We start from the raw sequence: 19,820 nt of genomic DNA, 5'->3' as shown, positions 1-19,820 counted from the left end.
GACAGCCTGTTGACGCGAGTTCAGGCCTTGCCAAATCCACCTGGGGTCGGCGTCGTCACGATGACCGCCTCGCCAGCGTCGAGGATGGTCTGATCGCAGGCTTTCAGCGTCTCGATCGCGCCGGTCTTGCGGCGGACCTTGGTCGAACCGGCCTCGCCATCGCCGCCTCCGTCCAGTCCCCGCGGCGGGCGGTTGCGATGCGAGGACAGGATCGCGCATTCCATTTTTTCGAGGAAGCGGATGGTGCGCCCGGTGCCGTCGCCGGCATTCCATTTGCCTTCGCCGCCGGAGCCTTCGCGGATATGAAAATCCTCGAGCAATACCGGGAAACGCAGTTCCAGCACTTCCGGATCGGTCAGGCGCGAATTGGTCATATGGGTGTGGACGCCGGAGGTGCCGGCAAAACCGCGGCCGTCGTTCATCCGGCCAGCCGGCGAGCCCGAGCAGATCGTCTCGTAATACTGGTACTGCTTGTTGCCGAAGGTGAGATTGTTCATCGTGCCTTGCGCATTGGCCATCGCGCCCATGGCGCCGAACAGCGCGTTGGTGACATGCTGCGAGGTCTCGACGTTACCGGCGACGACTGCCGCGGGATAGGCGGGCTTCAGCATCGAGCCGTCGGGAATGACGATGTTGATCGGCCGCAGACATCCGGCATTCATCGGGATGTTGTCTTCGACCATGACGCGGAAGGCATAAAGCACAGCGGCTCGGGCGACTGGCTCTGGCGCATTGAAATTGTTCTTCATCACCGGCGACGTTCCGGTGAAGTCGACGGTCGCTTCGCGCTTCCGCCGGTCGACCGATATCTTCACCTTGATCATTTGGCCGGTGTCGGTCGGATATTCGTATTCGGAACTGTCGGGCAGCCGCTCCAGAACGCGGCGCACGCTTTCGGCGGCATTGTCCTGGACATGGCCCATATAGGCTTCGACGACATCGAGGCCGAAATGCGCGACCATCTTGCGCAGCTCGGCGACGCCCTTTTCGTTCGCGGCGATCTGCGCCTTGAGGTCGGAGATGTTCTGGTGCGGATTGCGCGCCGGGTAGGGGTGGTTGGTGAGTAGCGTCTCCAGGTCCTTCTCGCGGAACCGGCCGCGATCGACGATGCGGAAATTATCGAACAGCACGCCTTCCTCGTCGACGGTTGTGGCAAGCGGCGTCATCGAGCCGGGCGCGGTGCCGCCGATGTCGGCATGATGGCCACGCGAGGCGACGTAGAAGAGGATCTCCTCCCCCCTCGAGGGGGAGGTGGCGGCGAAGCCGCCGGAGGGGGTCGTTGCGGCAGTGCTCGACGCATTTGTGGTGCCTTCTGCGAGGACCCCACCCGGCCGCTTCGCGGCCACCCTCCCCTCAAGGGGGAGGGAAAACACCGGCGTCACCACTGTGATATCAGGCAGATGGGTGCCGCCATTGTAAGGTGCGTTCAGCGCAAAGACGTCGCCGGGGTGAATGTCGCCGGAATTGAGCCGGATGATGGTCTCCACCGAGCGGTCCATCGAGCCGAGATGCACCGGCATATGCGGTGCGTTGGCGACCAGCGCGCCATTCCGGTCGAAGACGGCGCAGGAGAAATCGAGCCGCTCCTTGATGTTGACGGAATAGGCAGTGTTTTGCAGCGTTACGCCCATCTGTTCGGCGATCGACATGAACAGGTTGTTGAAGACCTCCAGCATCACCGGATCGGCTTCGGTGCCGAGTGCGGCCTGTCGGCGCTTCTTCTCGACGCGCCGCATCAATACGTGGTCCTTGGCGGTGATCTCGGCCTGCCAGCCCGGCTCGACGACAATGGTCTGGTTCGGCTCGATGATCAAAGCAGGGCCGGCGATCTTGTTACCAGGCTTCAGCGTTTCGCGAGGGAAGATGCCGGCGTCGCGCCAGACGCCGTCGACAAAGATTTTCCGGTTCCCGGAAGGACTTGCGGCCATGTCTTCAACAACTGAATCGCTTTCGTCGCGGCCGGTGCCGCCGGTATCGGTACCCTCGACGCCGACCGATTCGACGATCATCGGCTTGTCGTCGTAGACGAAACCGAACTGCGCCTTGTGCGCCAGTTCGAAGTCCGCCTTGGCCTGCGCAATCGAGCCGTGCCCGAAGTTCACAGGCAGCGCGGTATCGGTGCCGTCGTAGCGGATCTGCAGCACCGGTCTCGAGGCGACCGCGTCTTCGCTGATGCCTTGCGCGGCGAGTTCGTCGATGACGGCTTTGCGCAGCGTTGCGATGAGTTCATCGATCGCTGGCCCGGAATTGTCCGCCAGCGGCTTCAGCAGCGCCTGCTGGCGTGACGCAAATACAGAGGATAGGCCGATGCCGTATGCCGAGAGCAGGCCTGAGAAGGGATGGATCAGCACCGCCTCCATGCCGAGCGCATCGGCGACCAGGCAAGCGTGCTGGCCGCCGGCGCCGCCGAAGCAGTTCAGGAGGTATTCGGTGACATCGTAGCCGCGCTGCACCGAAATCTTCTTGATGGCGTTGGCCATGTTTTCGACGGCGATGGTGATGAACCCTTCGGCGACGGTTTCCGGCGAGCGGCCGTCGCCGATCTCGGCGGCAAGTGCGGTGAATTTTTCGCGAACCGTCTGGACGTCGAGCGGTTCGTCCTGGCCCGGTCCAAAAATAGCCGGGAAGAACTCGGGCTGCAGCTTGCCCAGCATGACATTGGCGTCAGTGACGGCCAACGGGCCGCCGCGCCTATAGGCGGCCGGGCCGGGATTGGCGCCGGCCGAATCCGGCCCGGCGCGAAAGCGGCCGGCCTCGTAATGGAGGATCGAGCCGCCGCCTGCAGCAACGGTGTGGATGCGCATCATCGGCGCGCGGATGCGCACGCCGGCGACCTCGGTGTCGAAGGCGCGCTCGTAGTCACCATCGTAATGGGCGACATCGGTGGAGGTGCCGCCCATGTCGAAGCCTATGACTTTGCCGAAACCGGCGAGTTTTGCCGTCTCGACCATGCCGACGACACCGCCGGCCGGGCCGGACAACAGCGCATCCTTGCCCTGGAACATGTCGGCGGCGGTGAGGCCGCCCGACGACATCATGAACATGAGGCGAGGGCTTTCCCTCCCGCTTGAGGGGAGGGTGGCGGCGAAGCCGCCGGGTGGGGTCGGCTCGACTGGGTTCGACACTCTGGCGGTGCCTTCTGAGATGACCCCCTCTGGCTGCTGCGCAGCCACCTCCCCCACGAGGGGGGAGAGGGCACCCAGTTCCTCCGCCACCTTCTGCACATACCTAGCCAGGATCGGCGACAGATAGGCGTCGACCACCGTGGTGTCGCCACGGCCGACCAGCTTGATCAGCGGCGAGACCTCGTGACTGACCGAGACCTGCGAGAATCCGAGCTTTCGACAGACTTTGGCGACCGCCTTTTCGTGCTCGGGATGTTTCCAGGCATGCATGAAGACGATCGCGACCGCATCGATGCCATCCGCCTTGGCTTGCTCAATAGCCGGGCGTACCGAAGCAATGTCGAGCAGGCGCTCGACACTGCCGTCGGCGCGAACCCTTTCGTCGATCTCGACGACACGCTCGTAGAGCTGTTCGGGAAGGATGATCTGCTTGGCAAAGATATCGGGCCTGGCCTGATAGGCAATCCTCAGCGCATCGCGGAAGCCTTTTGTGATGAGCAGCAGCACACGGTCGCCCTTGCGCTCGAGAAGCGCATTGGTGGCAACCGTGGTGCCCATCTTGACATCGCCGATCAGAGCGGAGGGGATTGGAGCGCCGGGTTGGACGCCGAGCAGCTCGCGAATGCCATGGATGGCAGCATCGGCATAGGCTTCGGGATTCTCGGACAGCAGCTTGCGCGGGTGCAGCGCGCCTTGCGGGTCACGGCCGATGACATCGGTGAAGGTGCCGCCACGGTCGATCCAGAAATCCCATTTTGCAGTCACTGCGGCGGCTCCCGGGATTTTTCCCTGTTCGATCTGTTAGCTCGCGAGGCCCTGACCGGCAATCGTCAAATGATTGGAATATGTTACAGGCAGAAATGCAACGTTACGAAACTCATGCGCAGCTTACGCATTGTGTCCTCGACCGCCGCCGGTAACGGAGGCGTGATTAGAGGAGAGATATCATGAAGAAACTCATTCTTGCGTCGGTGTCGGCGCTTGCGTTGCTTGGCCTTGCCGCCTGCAGCAACAGCGGCACCGACAACACCACGACGCAGAGCACCAACCCGCCGGCATCCGACCAGACGATGAAGCCGGCTGCTCCTGACGCCAACAAGCCTGCCGAGCCGGCTCCGGCTCCGGCGCCTGCGCCGGCTGCTCCGGCTCAGTAGTCAATGTGACAACCAAGGAAAGGCTGGCCTCACAGGCCGGCCTTTCTGCTGCTTACGATACCAGCGCCTGGCGGCCGAGTGCGACGACGTGAGCGCTGGCGCCAGCCGCCTCAGGCATTGCGCCAAAACGATTGGGCCAGCCCCTGCGGCACTGTCTTGGCTTGATAGCGATGGGTGGTTGGCCCTATGAAGCCCCCATGTCGATTTGGGACCGCCTTGGCGACTTCGTCACACGCGTTTCATCTTCAGCGTCGTCAGGCGTCGCCGAAGTGGTCGAGGCCGTGCGCACGGTTTTCTCCGGCGATGCCGATCTGCGCCGGCGCGTCGCCTTCTCGGTGGCGATGATCGCCCTGTCGGCCAAGATGGCCAAGGCAGACGGCATCGTCACGCAAGACGAGGTGCGCGCCTTCCAGGAAATATTCGAGGTGCCGAAGGAACAGAGGCGCAATGTGGCGCGGCTCTACGATTTGGCCAAACGCGACATTGCCGGTTTCGAGACCTATGCCGAGCGGATGGCGCAGCTTTGCGGTTCGGGCCATTCGAACTGCCTGATGCTCGAGGACATACTCGACGGGCTGTTCCACATCGCCAAGGCCGACGGGCTGGTGCATGAGCGCGAGGGCCAATTCCTGCATCGCATCGCCGAGATATTCCGCATCAATGAGGCGCATTACCAGAGCATCCTGGCCCGGCATGTCGATCTGGGTGCCGCCGATCCCTATGTTGTGCTCGGCATCGAGCGTGGGAAGCCGTTCGAGGAGGTCCGCAGGCGTTACCGCAAGCTGGTCTCCGACAATCATCCGGACCGGCTGATCGCACGCGGCCTGCCGCAGGAATTCATCAAGATCGCGACGACCAGGCTGGCGGCGATCAACGCGGCCTATGAAATGATCGAGCGAGGCCTGCGGCACGCATGAGCGGCTTTCCGCCCGATCAGCCGAGCGCCGAGGTCAGGGTATCGCCGAATTTCGGACCACGGCGCGGGACGCTCGGACCCGATATGATCGTGCTGCACTACACCGGCATGGCTACCGGCGCCGGTGCCGAGGCATGGTTGTGCGATCCGGCAAGCGAGGTCTCGTCGCACTACCTGGTCCATGAGGACGGCCGAATTGTTCAGATGGTAAGGGAAAGCGACCGCGCCTGGCATGCCGGCAAGAGCTCGTGGTTCGGACAGAGCGACATCAACTCCTGTTCGATCGGCATCGAGATCGTCAATCCGGGGCATACGCTCGGCTATCGCAACTTTCCAAAACCGCAGATCGACGCGGTGATCGGCCTGTGCGCTGGGATCATCGAGCGCCATTCCATTCCGGCGCAGCGGGTGCTTGCCCATTCCGACGTGGCACCGGGGCGAAAGGTCGATCCAGGCGAGAAATTTCCATGGAAGGCCTTGTTTGCTGCCGGTATCGGCCATGTTGTGCCGGCAGCACCGATCCGGCGCGGCGCCGTGCTGAAGCCAGGCGATACCGGCGCCGAGGTAGAGGCGCTGCAGTCGATGCTGGCGCTCTATGGTTATGGCGTCGAGATCACCGGCACTTTCGACCGGCAGACCGAAATCGTGGTCGAGGCATTTCAGCGGCATTTCCGGCTGCGCCTGGTCGATGGCATGGCTGACGGATCGACGATCCGCACGCTGGAAAGGCTGCTCGCTTACGTAAGGATAGCCTCTCTCAAATAATCTTTTGCCAGCTTAAAAGTTACAATCTGTTACTCAAAGTGACTTGCGTCGCCTTCTTTGGCGCCAATTCCGTCGTCAAAGGCGATCCGTACAGATTGTCGGACGTCTATCCCCCCACATGTTCCGATGTTGATTGAGGGTATCTGCGCGAAGTTCTTTGTGCAGATCAAACAGAACAGGATCACATGCAGAAATTGACCGTTTTAACGGCAGCCATTGCTGCCGGCGTAATGACTTTTGCCTTCAGTGCGGCGAACAGCGCACCGCTGAGCCAGCGGGCCGATCAGGGCTTCAGTGCCGCAGCCGGCAAAACCGCCATGCCGAAGGGTGGTGCAAAAGTAGAGAAGACCGCCACCGCAAAAGTGGAAAAAGCGGCCGCGGTAAGGACGAAAAAGCCAGTCTCCGCGAAAAGGCCAACCGCTGCGAGAAAGACAATCGCCAAACAGCATGTGAAGCGTAACCGCAAACGCATCGACCGCATGGCAACGGCGTCAGTCGCTCCGAAGAGCAGGCCAGCGCCTCAGGCGGTGGTTGTCGGCGGCAGCGGACAGTATTCGGCGATCATTGCGCGTTATGCCGCCAGCTATGGCGTCCCGGTGTCGCTCGCCAACGCCGTCATCAAGATCGAAAGCAACTACCAACCGAACCAGGTCGGCAGCGCCGGCGAGATCGGCCTGATGCAGATCAAGCCGGCGACGGCAAGGATGATGGGCTATAGCGGTTCGGTTCAGGGTCTCTACGATCCCGATACCAACATCAAATACGGCATGAAGTACCTTGCCATGGCGCGGGATCTCGGCGGCGGCACGACCTGCGGCACGATCCTGAAATACAATGCCGGCCACGCCGCCACACGGATGAACCCGGTGTCCGCAGCCTATTGCGGCAAGGTCAAGGTGCAGCTGGCAGCACTTGGAGCGCCCGCCTGACAAGCGACAACTTGCTTTTTCGTTTGCGTTTTCGGGCCTGAACCCCTTTATACGCCTTGCCAGCTGGCCGGGCGGCCGCACCCGCGAAGCCGAAAGGCTGCGGGTGAGGAAAGTCCGGGCTCCATGGAGACACGGTGCCGGTTAATGGCCGGCGGGGGCGACCCCAGGGAAAGTGCCACAGAAAGCAAACCGCCACGATCCAATCGTGGCAAGGGTGAAAGGGTGGGGTAAGAGCCCACCGCGCGACTGGCAACAGGAGCGGCACGGTAAACCCCACCGGGAGCAAGACCGAATAGGGGCGGTGCGAGGGGAAACCCTCGAGGGCTGTTTCCGGCTCACCGTCCGGGTAGGTTGCGTGAGGCGCATGGCAACATACGCCCAAGATGAATGGCCGCCACGTTCTCGCCCCGTAAGGGGCGAGGGCCATACAGAACCCGGCTTACAGGCCAGCTGGCAGTTTTCCCTATAAAGGAAATCTCCTGATATCAGCAGGTTGCGTCTTCGGGCGCAGCAGTTGATTCAGTTTTCGACCCGCAATCGAGCGCGACATTCCTTGAAAATGGTGCGATTAAATCGTACCATTTGGATGACGGTATTCAGGAGCGCGTCATGGGACAGGTCGATAAACGCAGCATCACGCTGTCGCCGGAACTGGCCGCGGCAGTCGACGACGTGGTCGCCGCCGGCGAATATGCCTCGGCGAGCGAGGTGATCCGCGACGCGCTGAGGCAATGGAAGGACCGGCGCGACCTGCTCGGCTACACGGTCGAGGAATTGCGCAAGCTGGTGCAGGAGGGGATCGACAGCGGACCGGGGCTGGACGGGCCGCCAATCATGGAACGGCTGCGCGCCAAATATCTGAAAATGGCCGGAACCAAAGGCCTTGAGGAGTGAAATACCGCCTGCTTCCTCAGGCATTGATCGACCTCGAAGCCATCGGCGACTACATTGCCGAACAGAATCCAAATGCGGCGGTTCGGCTCGTGGATCTCTTGCAAAGGCGGTGGGATTTGCTGACCCTGCACCCCTTCTCAGGTGCGCCGCGCGAAGACATCGCAACCGGAATCCGTCACCTGATCGTCGGCGAATACCTCACCTTGTATCGTGTCCGCGAAGAGGCGATCGAAATCATTCGCGTGCTGCACGGCCGGCGCAAGATTGATGCCGACGATCTGAGTTCGTGATTGCCGATTCAGCCACCGATAGCGTCCAGCGACGCCTCGATCGCCTGCCAAAGTTCTTCCACCGGTTCGCAGCCGACCGACAGGCGAACGAAGCCGGGCGGAACGGCGTCTCCCCTTTTTGATCGCCGTTCGGCCGAGGTGTGTACGCCGCCGAACGACGTCGCTGCCTGCATCAAGGCGCAACTGTTGATGAAATCCTCGGCCTTGTCCTCCGAGGCGAGCACGAACGAGATGAGAAATCCGAAGCGCTCCATCTGGGCGCAGGCAAGATTGTGCGATGGATCGCTCTCCAGTCCCGGAAAGCGCAAGCCGCTGATCGCGCGATGGTTTTTCAGCCGTCGCGCTATCATTTCGGCGGAAGCGCACATGCGGTCGAAGCGCACGTCCAGCGTTTCGAGGCCGCGATGCACCAGCCATGCCTCGAACGGCCCGGGGATGGCGCCCGACGTCTCGCGCCAGTCGGTCACCCTCGAGATAAAATCCGCGTCGCGGCTGGCGACATGGCCGAACAGCACATCGGAATGGCCGTTTGGTGCCTTGGTGTCGGCAGCAATGACGATATCGGCGCCGAGATCGAGCGGGCGCTGGCCGAAAGGCGTCATCGTCGTGTTGTCGACCACAAGCACCGCACCCGCTCTATGCACGGCCTCGGCGACGGCTGCGATGTCGCATATATCCAGTCCCGGGTTGGCGGGCGTTTCGACGAAGGCAAGCCGGTATCCGTCGAAGCCGCCGTCGAGGAAGCTCGACGTCGGCCGGACATCGTAAGTGACGTCGAAGGACTTCAGGAAGCGCTCTGCCAGCGCTCTCGTCGTGTGATAGCCGTCGGACGGCAGCAGGATACAGTCGCCGGCTTTGAGCAGGCCGAAAAATACCGCCGAGATGGCAGCCATCCCCGAGGGAAAGGCGACGCATGGGGCGTCTTCCAAATGCGCCAGCATGTGCTCGACCGCATCCCAGGTCGGATTGCTGAAGCGGCCATATTGATCGAAGCCGGTGGCGTCGCCGGGCGCATGAAAGATGGCGGCCATGGTCAGGGGCAAGGGGATCGGGTCGCCCTTGGCCAGCCTGCCGCGGCGCAGATGGGGAAGTGCCGCGGCGCGTGACTTGGCTGATTCGGACATGGTTTCAAACCTCGTTACTGACCGGAAAAGGAGATGCCGAGGCTATGCGCGGCAGCGATCCGCAGCAAGCCGGCTCCGGTTGGGCCACACGGCTCTAAACGCTTCGTTAGGCTTAATAGACGATAAAGACGGGAGTGCCGTCAAAGCTGCTCTCCCCAGTCGTGGCAGGCGCGTTTTGAAGACTGTTCCCGTTGACGCCCATAACACCCCATGATATCCCATTCCGATACTCAAGCCTTCGTTCCGTGTCAGGGTGAAGCGTACGCCAATCGGGCAGCCGCGGCGGCTGCGCGTTTGCCTGCGTTCGCCCGTTATAACGAAGTGGGTTTTGGGCGCCGACCGGGCTGGGGCGGCGCGGACAGGAAGATGCAGAGGGGTGCGGCGGCGCAAGCGGCCGTAACGCGTAATGGACCGGTTTCTGTCGAACGCGGTGAACAGGATCGATGTGAAGGGACGGGTGTCCGTGCCGGCGCATTTCCGTGCCGTTGTGCAGAAACGCGGCTATTCGGAACTTTATGCGCTACGCTGCCTGGATCGCCCGGCGATGGATGTCGGTGGGCTCGACCTGCTCGATCGCTACGAGCAGCGTATCGCCCAGGAAGACCCGTTCCTGCAGACGGCGGACGACATGTCGTTCTTCTGCCATGGCGATGGAACGTTTCTGAAGCTCGACCAGGACGGCCGTATCACGATGAGCGATTTCATTCGCGAGCATACCGGCATTTCAGCGGAAGTGGCCTTCGTTGGCCGCGGCAATTTCTTTCAGATCTGGGAGCCGGGACGGCTCAGCGCCTATGGGACGGAAGCACGCGCCCGGCTTTTGCAACTTCGGCAGGGGACGAAGCCCGGGGAGCGGCCGGAATGATGGCGGGCGACGGCGATGAAGTTCATGCCGCTGGCGGACCAGCCCGTCACATTCCGGTCCTCCTTGCCGGAGTTCTGGAGGCGCTGGCGCCGACAAAAGGCGAGGTGATCGTCGACGGCACGTTCGGTGCCGGCGGCTACACGAAGGCCATTCTGGCAAGCGGAGCCTCGGTCGTCGCCATCGACCGCGATCCGGATGCGATCGCGGCGGGGCGGGCCCTTGAACAGCAGTCCGGCGGCAAGCTCAGGCTTGTCCAGGCACCGTTCTCGACGCTCGACGAGCAGGTTGAAAGTGCCGATGGCGTCGTGCTCGACATCGGCATCTCCTCCATGCAGATCGACCAGCCGGAGCGCGGCTTTTCGTTCCGGGCCGATGGACCGCTCGACATGCGCATGGCGAAGGCGGGCCTGAGCGCCGCCGACGTCGTCAACACCTTCAAGGTGGGCGATCTTGCCCGCATCTTCGGTTTTCTCGGCGAGGAACGCCATGCCGGGCGCATCGCCCGCATGATCGAGAGCCGTCGCGAAAAACGCCCCTTCGAGCGCACGCTCGACCTTGCCGATGCCATTGAGACGCATATCGGTCGCGCGCCGAAAGACAAGATCCATCCGGCCACCCGCGTTTTCCAGGCGCTGCGCATCTTCGTCAATGACGAACTCGGCGAACTGGCCAAGGCACTGTTTGCCGCCGAGCGCGTCCTGAAACCGGGCGGGCGGCTTGCCGTGGTGACCTTCCATTCCCTCGAGGACCGCATCGTCAAGCGCTTCATCGCCGACAGAGCCGATTCAGCGACCGGATCGCGGCATCTGCCCGAGGCCCAGGCGCGCACCGCCACCTTCACCAAGAAGGGCGGCGGCGTGACGCCTGGCGATGCCGAGATAACGGCAAATCCGCGGGCGCGCTCGGCAAGGCTGCGCGCTGCGATCCGTACAGAGGCGCCGGCGCGTGCCGGCGATTTTTCGATCTTCGGCCTGCCAAAACTGCCTGGCCCAAAGCTTCCCGGCGCCGATCGACCGGGAGAGAGGTGAGCACGTGTTTCGTACCAGCGACATAGTCCTGATCGCCGTCATGGTTTCGGCGGCTGCCCTGACCTACAAGACCAAGCGCGAGGCCGAGGAGCAACTGGCGGCAGTGCACAAGATCCAGGCGCAGATCCGTTATGAGGAGGACACGATCGACCTGCTCAAGGCGGACTGGAGCCTGCTTACCCAGCCGTCGCGCCTGCAGAAGCTCACCGAAATCTACAAATCGCAACTCGGACTCGAGCCGGTCAATGCGCGGCAGATCGTCGGGCTGGACGATCTGCCGGCGAAACCCGTCAACATCGAGGACCTTTCATCGCAGCGGCTGGGCGGCATGGCCGATATCGGCGGCAAAGATCCCGTGGTGACCGGAGGCATCGTCCAATGATCACCGGATTTCCAATGGCCGCCAGATTTCCAAAGATTGGCAGGCTGCTGAAGCGCGGTTCGAAGCCCGGCGCAGGCGGATCGATCGTGGTCGAAGGTGCCCGCAAGGCGACCGGTGGCAAGGGCAGGATCCGCATCGTCATGACCATGGCGGTGTTCTTCGGCATCTATTCGACCATTGCCGGGCGGCTGGTCTATCTGGGTTTCCAGAATCCCGACCTGTCGGGCGGGCCGCAGAGCCGGGTGACGGCATCGCGACCCGACATCGTCGACCGTAACGGCGAAGTGCTGGCGACCGACATCAAGACCGCGTCGCTGTTTGCTGAGCCGCGCCGCATCGTCGATGCCGACGAGGCGATCGAAAAGCTGTCGACGGTGCTACCCGAGATCGACTACGAGCAGACATATAACAAGCTGAAGAGCGGCGCCGGGTTCGTCTGGCTGCAGCGGCAACTGACACCGAAGCAGCAGGCCGACATCATGCAACTCGGCATCCCCGGATTCGGCTTTCGCACCGAAAAGCGCCGGTTCTATCCGGCCGGCGAAACCTCGTCCTACATTGTCGGCCTCACCAACATCGACAATCAGGGCATCTCCGGCATGGAGAAATACATCGACGAACAGGGCTTGAGCGATCTTCAGGCGTCGGGCCTGGCGGTGGCCAAGGATTTGAAGCCGGTGCAGCTCTCGATCGACCTGCGCGTCCAGCATATCGTGCGCGACGAGGTCGCCACCGGCATGGAAAAGTACCACGCCATCGCGGCGGGCGCCGTTGTGCTCAACGTCAAGACCGGCGAGGTGCTGGCGATGGCGTCGGTTCCGGATTTCGATCCGAACAACCCCTATAACGCGCAGGACAAGGACCGGCTCAACCGTATGTCGGCCGGCCTCTATGAAATGGGGTCGACCTTCAAGAGCTTCACCACCGCCATGGCGCTCGATTCCGGCAAGATAACGCTGCAAAGCCGTTTCGACGCGTCGCGCCCGATCAGGATCGGCCATCAAACCATCCATGATTTCCATGGCAAGGGCCGGGTACTGTCGGTGCCGGAAGTGTTCATCTACTCCTCCAATATCGGCTCTGCCAAGGAAGCCGAAGCGGTTGGCATCGACGGACACCGCGAATTCCTGCATCGCCTGGGAATCCTCGAGAAGATGCAGACCGAACTGCCGGAAGTCGCTCGGCCGACCGAGCCCAAGGTCTGGAAGCAGGTCAATTCGATCACCATCGCCTTCGGCCACGGTGTGTCGACGACGCCGCTGCAGACAGCGGTCGGCTGCGCCGCGCTGATGAATGGCGGCTATCTGATGGACCCGACCTTCCTGCCGCGCACGCAGGAGCAGGCGATGGCGGTGGCCAAGAAAGTGGTCAGCGACAAGACGGTCGAGGGCATGCGCTATCTCTATGCACTCAATGCCGAAAAGGGATCCGGCCGCAATGCACGGGTGCCAGGATACCGGGTGGGCGGCAAGACGGGAACGGCGGAGAAGGTTGTCAACGGCCGTTACTCGAAGGAAAAGAATTTCAACGCCTTCGTTGCGGCTTTCCCGATGGACGATCCGCAATACATAGTGCTTACGATCGCCGACGAACCGAAGCCGGAAAAGCCGGGCATGGGTGCTACGGCCGCCTCGAACGCGGGCATCATGGCTGCAAACATCATCCGACGTGCGGCTTCCATGCTTGGCGTGAAGCCAGATTTCAGCCATGAAAATGGTGCAACGCTGGTTTCCTATCAGTGATTCTTGGGGCGCGCCGGCAACTGCGCGCTATTTTGTTGCGATGAACGGGGTTCGATGAAGCTGAAAAATCTAGCCGGTATCCTGCCTGTCGAGGGGACAGCTTCCTTCGACATGGAGGTTACAGGGATTTCGTCGGATTCCCGCCAGGTAACACGGGGCGTCGTCTTTTTCGCGCTCACCGGCTCCAAGGCGGATGGCGCAGCCTACGCAGCCGATGCCGCGAGCCGAGGCGCTGCAGCAATCGTGGTCGGCAAGGGCAGTGCCGTCGCCGGGCTGCCAGTCCCGGTTCTTGTCGTAGACGATCCGCGCCTTGCACTGGCGCTGAGTGCTGCACGTTTTTTCGGCATGCAACCGCAAACCATGGTCGCGGTGACCGGAACCAGCGGCAAGACCTCGGTCGCCGCATTCACCCGGCAGATATGGGAGCAGGCGGGTTTCGCCGCCGCCTCGATCGGCACGACCGGCGTGGTGGCGCCGGGCCGCAACGAATATGGCTCGCTGACCACGCCGGATCCGGTGGCACTGCACAGGCTGCTCAAGGAGCTGGCGGAGGCCGGCGTCACCCACGCCTCGATGGAAGCGTCCAGCCATGGCCTCGACCAGCGCCGGCTCGACGGCGTCAAGCTTGCGGCCGGCGGCTTCACCAATCTCGGCCGCGACCATATGGACTATCATCCGACGGTCGAGGACTATCATCGCGCCAAATTGCGTCTGTTCGACGCGCTGCTGCCGAAGGGCGCGCCGGCGGTCATCTTTGCCGACGACCCGTGGTCGGAGCCGACGATCAAGGCGGCGCGGGCAGGGGGACTGAATGTGCTGACGGTCGGCCGCCACGGCGATTTCCTGCGGCTGAAGCGGGTCGAGCACGAGCGCCACCGCCAGCGCGCCGAGGTCGAAGCGGACGGCGTTCTCCATGAAGTCGACTTGCCGCTGGCCGGCGACTTCCAGATTGCAAATGCGCTGGTGTCGGCCGGCCTCGCTATTTCGACTGGAACATCTGTTGCCAAGGCGTTGATGGCGCTGGAGAAATTGAAGGGCGCGCCGGGACGGCTCGACCTTGTCGGGACGGCCGCCAACGGCGCACCGGTCTATGTCGACTACGCGCACAAGCCGGATGCGCTGGAAAACGTGCTGGCTTCGGTGCGCCCCTTTACCACCGGCCGCGTCATCGTCGTATTCGGTTGCGGCGGCGACCGCGACCGGGGCAAGCGGCCGATCATGGGCGAGATCGCCACAAGGCTGGCCGACGTCGTCATCGTCACCGACGACAATCCCCGCTCGGAAGTACCCGAGACGATCCGCGCCGCGATCCTGGCGGCCGCACCTGGCGCCATCGAGATCGGCGACCGGCGCAAGGCCATCCACGAGGCGGTCGGGATGCTTCACGCTGGCGACACGCTGATCGTGGCCGGCAAGGGCCATGAGGAAGGCCAGACCATCGGCACCGAGACGCTGCATTTTTCCGATCATGAGGAAGTTCGCTCGGCGCTGCGGGAGCAAGCGACGTGAGCTATCTGTGGACCTCCGAGGCGCTGGTTGCCGCCATGGATGGCCGGCCGCTCGGTCCGATGCCTGAAGGCATCGCCGGCATTTCCATCGACAGCCGCAGCCTGCAGCCGGGAGACGCTTTCTTCGCCATCAAGGGCGAGGCCATGGACGGCCATGATTTCGTCACCGCCGCCATCAAGGCGGGCGCCGGGGTGCTGGTCGTCGCCGAGGGCAAGCTGCCGTCGCTGGGGCGGCTGACGGCACCGATGATCGTCGTGGAGGACGTGCTTGTCGCTCTGGAAAAGCTCGGCGTTGCCGCGCGCGCACGCTCAAAGGCCAGGGTGATTGCCGTGACCGGGTCGGCGGGCAAGACCACCACCAAGGAAGCACTGCGCCACGCTCTCTCGGCGGTCGGTACGGTGCATGCATCGGCCCAGTCGTTCAACAATCACTGGGGGGTGCCGCTGACGCTGGCGCGCATGCCGCAGGATTGCGACTATGCTGTCTTCGAGATCGGCATGAACCATCCCGACGAGATCCGGCCTCTGGTCAAGATGGTCCGGCCGCATGTCGCCATCGTCACGTTGATCGCGGCGGCTCACCTCGGCTTCTTCCGCAACCTGGACGAGATCGCCAAGGCCAAGGCAGAGGTTTTCGAGGGACTGGAGCCCGGTGGCGCCGCCCTTCTCAACCGCGACGATGCGCGCTGGAAGCTGCTGGAGAAGATGGCCAAAGAGGCCGGCGTCGAGCATGTCTACGGGTTCGGCGAGAATGCCCGGGCGACCTTCAAACTGATCAAATGCGAGCTCAATGCCGATCACTCGGTCATCACCGCCAAGATTGGCGGGCACGAGATTGTCGCCAGGATCGGCGCGCCGGGCCGCCATATGGTGCAGAATGTGCTCGCGGTGCTTGGTGCCGCGCATCTGGTCGGCGCCGACGTCACCAGGGTTGCGCAGGCGCTGGCCGATCTTTCGCCCGAACGCGGACGCGGCAAGCGCTATGTGTTGCGTCACCCCAACGGGCCGATCACGCTGATCGACGAGAGCTACAACGCCAATCCGGCGTCGATGAGCGCTGCAATGGCACTGCTCAACACGACGCCGGTGTCGGGCGAGGGCAGGCGCATTGCCGTGCTCGGTGATATGCTCGAGCTCGGCAGCCATTCGGCGAAATTGCATGCCGCGCTTGCCGGTCTGATCGTCGGCACCGACACGCGCACGGTCTTTCTCGGCGGTCCGGAAATGCGGGCGCTGGCCGACGTTTTGCCCGGCGAGATCAGGACGGAGTACCGCGCCGGTGCGGAAGATCTGAAACCGATTCTTCTATCGGAATTGAAGCCCGGCGACGTGGTCATGATCAAATCGTCGAAGGGCATAGGCTTTTCAAAGCTGGTCGAGGCGTTGCTCGGCAAGTTTCCGGCGGAAGCCACAACCAGCAGACAGACCTAGGATCGGTCCGGGGGACGCAAGCGCATGCTAACACTGCTCGTCGAATTTGCGGACAAGATCTCGGTCTTCAACGTCTTCCGCTACATAACATTCCGCACCGGCGGAGCGCTGATCACAGCGGCGCTGATCGTGTTCATCTTCGGACCGACCATCATCAATTCGCTGCGGCTGCGGCAAGGCAAAGGCCAGCCGATCCGTGCCGACGGGCCGCAGACGCATTTCAAGAAGGCGGGAACGCCGACAATGGGCGGACTGATGATCCTGTCCGGCATCGTCGGTTCGTCGCTGCTGTGGGCGAACCTGTCGAGCATCTACGTCTGGGTGGTCCTGCTGGTGACGCTGGGATTCGGCTCGATCGGCTTTTACGACGATTATCTCAAAGTAACCAAGCAATCGCATCTCGGCTTTTCCGGCAAGGCGCGGCTGGGGCTCGAATTCGTCATCGCCGGCATCGCCGCCTGGGTGATCATGCATAACGGCCAGGCGCCGTTCTCGTCATCGTTGACATTCCCTTTCGCCAAGGAGTTTCTCGTCAATCTCGGCTGGTTCTTCATCCCGTTCTCGTGCTTCGTCATCGTCGGCGCCGGCAATGCGGTGAACCTGACCGACGGTCTCGACGGGCTGGCGATCGTGCCGATCATGATCGCCGCCGCATCCTTCGGCGTCATCGCCTATCTCTCCGGCAACGCGGTGTTCGCCGAATATCTGCAGATCCATTTCGTGCCCGGCACCGGTGAACTTGCGGTGGTCCTTGGAGCGGTGATCGGCGCCGGGCTTGGCTTCCTCTGGTTCAATGCGCCGCCGGCGGCGATCTTCATGGGCGACACCGGCTCGCTGGCGCTGGGTGGGCTGATCGGCACGGTCGCGGTGGCGACAAAGCACGAGATCGTGCTGGTCATCGTCGGCGGCCTGTTCGTCGTCGAGATATTCTCGGTCATCATCCAGGTCGGCTACTTCAAGATGACCGGCAAGCGCGTCTTCCTGATGGCGCCGATCCACCATCATTTCGAAAAGCTCGGCTGGACCGAAAGCCAGGTGGTGATCCGCTTCTGGATCATCGCCGTCATCCTGGCGCTGGTCGGCCTGTCGACCCTGAAGCTCAGATAGGAGGCCGCTTGATCCCCGCCGCATCCTTTTCAGGCAAGCGCGTTTCGCTCTTCGGGCTCGGTGGCTCGGGGATTGCCACGGCGCGCGCGCTGATCGAGGGCGGCGCGGATGTGCTGGCCTGGGACGACAATCCCGACAGCGTCGCCAAAGCCGGCGCGGTCGGCATCACGACAGCGGACCTGCGCGGTGCGGACTGGGCGAGGTTTTCTGCCTTCGTGCTGTCGCCCGGCGTGCCTCTGACGCATCCCAAGCCGCACTGGACCGTCGAGCTGGCGCGGGGCTCAGGCGTGGAGATCATCGGCGACATCGAGCTTTTCTGCCGCGAGCGGCTGCTGCTGGCACCGGCAGCACCTTTCATTGCCATTACCGGCACCAACGGCAAGTCGACGACCACGGCACTGACGGCGCACATCCTAAAATCGGCTGGGCGCGACACGCAGATGGGCGGCAATATCGGCCGCGCGGTGATGACGCTCGATCCGCCGCAGCCTGAACGGCACTATGTGGTTGAGTGCTCTTCCTACCAGATCGATCTTGCCCCTTCGATCAATCCGACGGCCGGTGTCCTGCTCAACCTGACGCCGGACCATCTCGACCGCCATGGCACGATGCAACACTACGCCTCGATCAAGGAGCGGCTGGTGGCCGGCAGCGAGACGGCAATCATCGGTGTCGACGATTCCTGGTGCGCCCAGATCGCCGATCGGCTGGAGCGGGCCGGCCGCCAGGTCATCCGCATCTCCAAGCGCCTGCCGCTGACCGACGGTTATTTCGCTGACGGCACCAACTTAATGGAAGCCGTGCACGGCCGCTACAGCCGTGTCGCCTTCCTCGAAGGCATCGGCTCGTTGCGCGGCCAGCACAATGCGCAGAACGCGCTGGCCGCCGCCGCCGCCTGCCTCAAGGTCGGGCTCGAGCTCGGCGAGATCCAATCCGGACTGGAGAGTTTCCCTGGGCTGGCGCACCGCATGGAGCAGGTCGGCCGCAAAGGGCATGTGCTGTTCGTCAACGATTCCAAGGCGACCAATGCCGATGCCGCTGCACCGGCGCTGTCGAGCTTTGCGCGTATCTACTGGATTGCCGGCGGCCTGCCGAAAGAGGGCGGCATCGAGCCGTTACGCGGCTTCTTCCCGCGCATCGCCAAGGCCTATCTGATCGGCGAAGCCGCACCGGCCTTTTCGGCGACGCTGGGCGAAGCGGTGCCCTACGAGATATCAGGCACGTTGGCGGCGGCAGTCGAACACGCCGCCCGCGATGCGGCCAGGGATAGTAGCGGCGAGGCAGTGGTGCTGCTGTCGCCGGCCTGCGCCAGTTTCGACCAGTTCAAGAATTTCGAAGTGCGCGGTGAGGCGTTCAGGCAAGCCGCAACCGCCATTGATGGCGTGAAGCCCATCGGAGGGACACGATAATGCAAAGCCGTCTCGACAAAAGCCCTGTGGCGACCTGGTGGTGGACGATCGATCGCTGGTTCCTGGCGGCGTTCCTGTCGCTGATGGGGCTCGGCATCGTTTTGTCCTTCGCCGCAAGCCCGGCGGTGGCCGAGCGCATCGGGCTAGACAGTTTCCACTTCGCGACACGCCAGATTATCTTCACCATTCCGGCGCTTGGGGTAATGCTGGCCGTCTCGTTCCTTGAATCCAGGCAGATCCGGCGCATGGCGCTGGTCATGTTGTGCATCATGCTGTTTCTGATGGTGGCGGTGCTCTATATCGGCGTCGAGGTGAAGGGCGCGCGGCGCTGGGTGTCGCTAGCCGGCCTGTCGATCCAGCCGTCCGAGTTCCTGAAACCGGCCTTCGTCATCATCTGCGCCTGGTTGTTCGCCGAGCACAAGCGCCAGCCCGACATTCCGGGCAATTTGTTCGCCATGTTGCTGCTTGCACTGGTCATCTCGCTGCTGGTGGCGCAGCCTGACCTTGGGCAGACCATGCTGGTGCTCGGCACCTGGGGGGTGATGTTCTTCATGGCCGGATTGCCGTGGCTGTGGATCGTCGCGCTGGGTGCTGCAGGCGTCGGCGGCGTGTTCGCCGCCTATGCAGTGTTCCCGCACGTTGCCGGCCGTATCGACCGCTTCATGACCGGCGAGGGCGACACGTTCCAGGTCGACATGGGCCGCGAGGCGCTGATCAATGGCGGCTGGTTCGGCGTCGGGCCGGGCGAGGGTACCGTCAAGCGGGTCATCCCCGACAGCCACGCCGACTTCGTCTTCTCTGTCGCCGGCGAGGAATTCGGGCTGATCATGTGTTTCTTCATCATGTCCATCTTCGGCTTCATCGTGCTGCGCGGTCTCAACACGGCGCTCAGGGAGCAGGACGATTTCACCCGCTACGCGGTTGGCGGCCTGGTCACGGTCTTCGGCCTGCAGTCGGTCATCAACATGGCCGTCAATCTGCAGCTGATGCCGGCCAAGGGAATGACGCTGCCGTTCATCTCCTACGGCGGCTCTTCGCAGATCGCGATCGCCATCTCGATGGGCATGGTGCTGGCGCTGACGCGCAAGCGCCCGGAAAAGCGCAAGCAGCTGGGCTTCATGCCGTCGCCGCGTGCGATGCCGGCGGAGTGA

General features: G+C 63.0%; 17 protein-coding genes and 1 other RNA gene. 16 read left to right on the top strand and 2 right to left on the bottom strand.

Annotation, left to right across the window (positions count from 1 at the left end; translation table 11 throughout):
• Positions 1-20: 20 nt before the first annotated feature.
• A complete protein-coding gene (locus NKI25_RS00930) occupies positions 21-3,890 on the bottom strand; it encodes a hydantoinase B/oxoprolinase family protein (RefSeq protein WP_352997805.1) in 3,870 nt (1,289 codons plus the stop codon).
• Positions 3,891-4,072: 182 nt separating this feature from the next.
• Between NKI25_RS00930 and NKI25_RS00925 the strand changes: the two genes are divergently transcribed.
• From NKI25_RS00925 to NKI25_RS00895, 7 genes are all read left to right on the top strand, one after another.
• The gene (locus tag NKI25_RS00925) at positions 4,073-4,279 is read left to right on the top strand and encodes a hypothetical protein (protein WP_023676780.1); all 207 of its coding nucleotides are present in this window, start codon (positions 4,073-4,075) and stop codon (positions 4,277-4,279) included.
• Positions 4,280-4,476: 197 nt separating this feature from the next.
• Complete coding sequence (locus NKI25_RS00920) at positions 4,477-5,196, top strand: TerB family tellurite resistance protein (protein ID WP_352456180.1); 720 nt, start codon at positions 4,477-4,479, stop codon at positions 5,194-5,196.
• The gene (locus NKI25_RS00915; protein ID WP_352997803.1) at positions 5,193-5,960 is read left to right on the top strand and encodes an N-acetylmuramoyl-L-alanine amidase; all 768 of its coding nucleotides are present in this window, start codon (positions 5,193-5,195) and stop codon (positions 5,958-5,960) included. The genes NKI25_RS00920 and NKI25_RS00915 overlap by 4 nt, the downstream gene beginning before the upstream one ends.
• Positions 5,961-6,145: 185 nt before the next feature.
• Positions 6,146-6,889: a lytic transglycosylase domain-containing protein gene (locus tag NKI25_RS00910; protein ID WP_352570489.1), complete on the top strand. Its 744-nt coding sequence runs from the start codon at positions 6,146-6,148 to the stop codon at positions 6,887-6,889.
• 59 nt (positions 6,890-6,948) lie between these two features.
• Positions 6,949-7,347, top strand: an RNA gene (rnpB, locus tag NKI25_RS00905) — RNase P RNA component class A.
• A 151-nt stretch (positions 7,348-7,498) separates the two neighbouring features.
• The gene (locus NKI25_RS00900) at positions 7,499-7,783 is read left to right on the top strand and encodes a type II toxin-antitoxin system ParD family antitoxin (RefSeq protein WP_352456177.1); all 285 of its coding nucleotides are present in this window, start codon (positions 7,499-7,501) and stop codon (positions 7,781-7,783) included.
• Positions 7,780-8,073, top strand: a complete 294-nt coding sequence (locus tag NKI25_RS00895; protein WP_352539513.1) for a type II toxin-antitoxin system RelE/ParE family toxin — start codon at positions 7,780-7,782, stop codon at positions 8,071-8,073. Before NKI25_RS00900 ends, NKI25_RS00895 begins: the two co-directional genes overlap by 4 nt.
• 8 nt (positions 8,074-8,081) lie before the next feature.
• On the opposite strand, the gene NKI25_RS00890 is transcribed toward NKI25_RS00895, so the two are convergent.
• Positions 8,082-9,197, bottom strand: coding sequence for a cystathionine gamma-lyase (locus NKI25_RS00890; RefSeq protein WP_352997800.1), 1,116 nt, complete (start codon positions 9,195-9,197; stop codon positions 8,082-8,084).
• Between the two features lie 406 nt (positions 9,198-9,603).
• Here NKI25_RS00890 and mraZ point away from each other — a divergent pair, with 406 nt between their 5' ends.
• The 9 genes from mraZ to ftsW are packed head-to-tail and all read left to right on the top strand — an operon-like array spanning position 9,604 to position 19,820.
• Entirely contained in the window at positions 9,604-10,062 is a 459-nt protein-coding gene (gene mraZ, locus NKI25_RS00885; protein WP_352997798.1) for a division/cell wall cluster transcriptional repressor MraZ, read from the top strand.
• On the top strand, positions 10,059-11,090 hold the full coding sequence (gene rsmH, locus NKI25_RS00880; RefSeq protein ID WP_352997796.1) for a 16S rRNA (cytosine(1402)-N(4))-methyltransferase RsmH: 1,032 nt from the start codon (positions 10,059-10,061) through the stop codon (positions 11,088-11,090). Before mraZ ends, rsmH begins: the two co-directional genes overlap by 4 nt.
• Positions 11,091-11,094: 4 nt before the next feature.
• Positions 11,095-11,472 (top strand): cell division protein FtsL, encoded by a 378-nt coding sequence (ftsL, locus tag NKI25_RS00875; protein WP_023676771.1) that lies wholly within the window; start codon positions 11,095-11,097, stop codon positions 11,470-11,472.
• A gap of 14 nt (positions 11,473-11,486) precedes the next feature.
• A complete protein-coding gene (locus tag NKI25_RS00870; protein WP_352997794.1) occupies positions 11,487-13,214 on the top strand; it encodes a peptidoglycan D,D-transpeptidase FtsI family protein in 1,728 nt (575 codons plus the stop codon).
• 54 nt (positions 13,215-13,268) lie between these two features.
• Positions 13,269-14,723 (top strand): UDP-N-acetylmuramoyl-L-alanyl-D-glutamate--2,6-diaminopimelate ligase, encoded by a 1,455-nt coding sequence (locus tag NKI25_RS00865; RefSeq protein ID WP_352997792.1) that lies wholly within the window; start codon positions 13,269-13,271, stop codon positions 14,721-14,723.
• Positions 14,720-16,153, top strand: coding sequence for a UDP-N-acetylmuramoylalanyl-D-glutamyl-2,6-diaminopimelate--D-alanyl-D-alanine ligase (locus tag NKI25_RS00860; RefSeq protein WP_352755758.1), 1,434 nt, complete (start codon positions 14,720-14,722; stop codon positions 16,151-16,153). Before NKI25_RS00865 ends, NKI25_RS00860 begins: the two co-directional genes overlap by 4 nt.
• Positions 16,154-16,177: 24 nt before the next feature.
• Positions 16,178-17,260, top strand: coding sequence for a phospho-N-acetylmuramoyl-pentapeptide-transferase (gene mraY, locus NKI25_RS00855; protein ID WP_023676767.1), 1,083 nt, complete (start codon positions 16,178-16,180; stop codon positions 17,258-17,260).
• 8 nt (positions 17,261-17,268) lie between these two features.
• Positions 17,269-18,669 carry a UDP-N-acetylmuramoyl-L-alanine--D-glutamate ligase gene (murD, locus tag NKI25_RS00850; protein WP_352647391.1) on the top strand — a complete coding sequence of 467 codons (1,401 nt, stop codon included), beginning with the start codon at positions 17,269-17,271 and terminating at the stop codon, positions 18,667-18,669.
• Positions 18,669-19,820, top strand: coding sequence for a putative lipid II flippase FtsW (gene ftsW / locus NKI25_RS00845; RefSeq protein WP_352456168.1), 1,152 nt, complete (start codon positions 18,669-18,671; stop codon positions 19,818-19,820). The genes murD and ftsW overlap by 1 nt, the downstream gene beginning before the upstream one ends.

It is taken from the genome of Mesorhizobium sp. M0808 (assembly GCF_040320025.1).
Lineage (GTDB): Bacteria > Pseudomonadota > Alphaproteobacteria > Rhizobiales > Rhizobiaceae > Mesorhizobium.
Note: the sequence above shows the minus strand (reverse complement) of the source record. Positions and strands in the feature narration are given on the sequence as shown.

Coding starts and splice junctions, on each gene's coding strand:
- NKI25_RS00925 (WP_023676780.1), top strand. CDS start 4,073: ATGAAGAAACTCATTCTTGCGTCGGTGTCGGCGCTTGCGTTGCTTGGC.
- NKI25_RS00920 (WP_352456180.1), top strand. CDS start 4,477: ATGTCGATTTGGGACCGCCTTGGCGACTTCGTCACACGCGTTTCATCT.
- NKI25_RS00915 (WP_352997803.1), top strand. CDS start 5,193: ATGAGCGGCTTTCCGCCCGATCAGCCGAGCGCCGAGGTCAGGGTATCG.
- NKI25_RS00910 (WP_352570489.1), top strand. CDS start 6,146: ATGCAGAAATTGACCGTTTTAACGGCAGCCATTGCTGCCGGCGTAATG.
- NKI25_RS00900 (WP_352456177.1), top strand. CDS start 7,499: ATGGGACAGGTCGATAAACGCAGCATCACGCTGTCGCCGGAACTGGCC.
- NKI25_RS00890 (WP_352997800.1), bottom strand. CDS start 9,197: ATGTCCGAATCAGCCAAGTCACGCGCCGCGGCACTTCCCCATCTGCGC.
- mraZ (WP_352997798.1), top strand. CDS start 9,604: ATGGACCGGTTTCTGTCGAACGCGGTGAACAGGATCGATGTGAAGGGA.
- rsmH (WP_352997796.1), top strand. CDS start 10,059: ATGATGGCGGGCGACGGCGATGAAGTTCATGCCGCTGGCGGACCAGCC.
- NKI25_RS00870 (WP_352997794.1), top strand. CDS start 11,487: ATGGCCGCCAGATTTCCAAAGATTGGCAGGCTGCTGAAGCGCGGTTCG.
- NKI25_RS00865 (WP_352997792.1), top strand. CDS start 13,269: ATGAAGCTGAAAAATCTAGCCGGTATCCTGCCTGTCGAGGGGACAGCT.
- mraY (WP_023676767.1), top strand. CDS start 16,178: ATGCTAACACTGCTCGTCGAATTTGCGGACAAGATCTCGGTCTTCAAC.
- ftsW (WP_352456168.1), top strand. CDS start 18,669: ATGCAAAGCCGTCTCGACAAAAGCCCTGTGGCGACCTGGTGGTGGACG.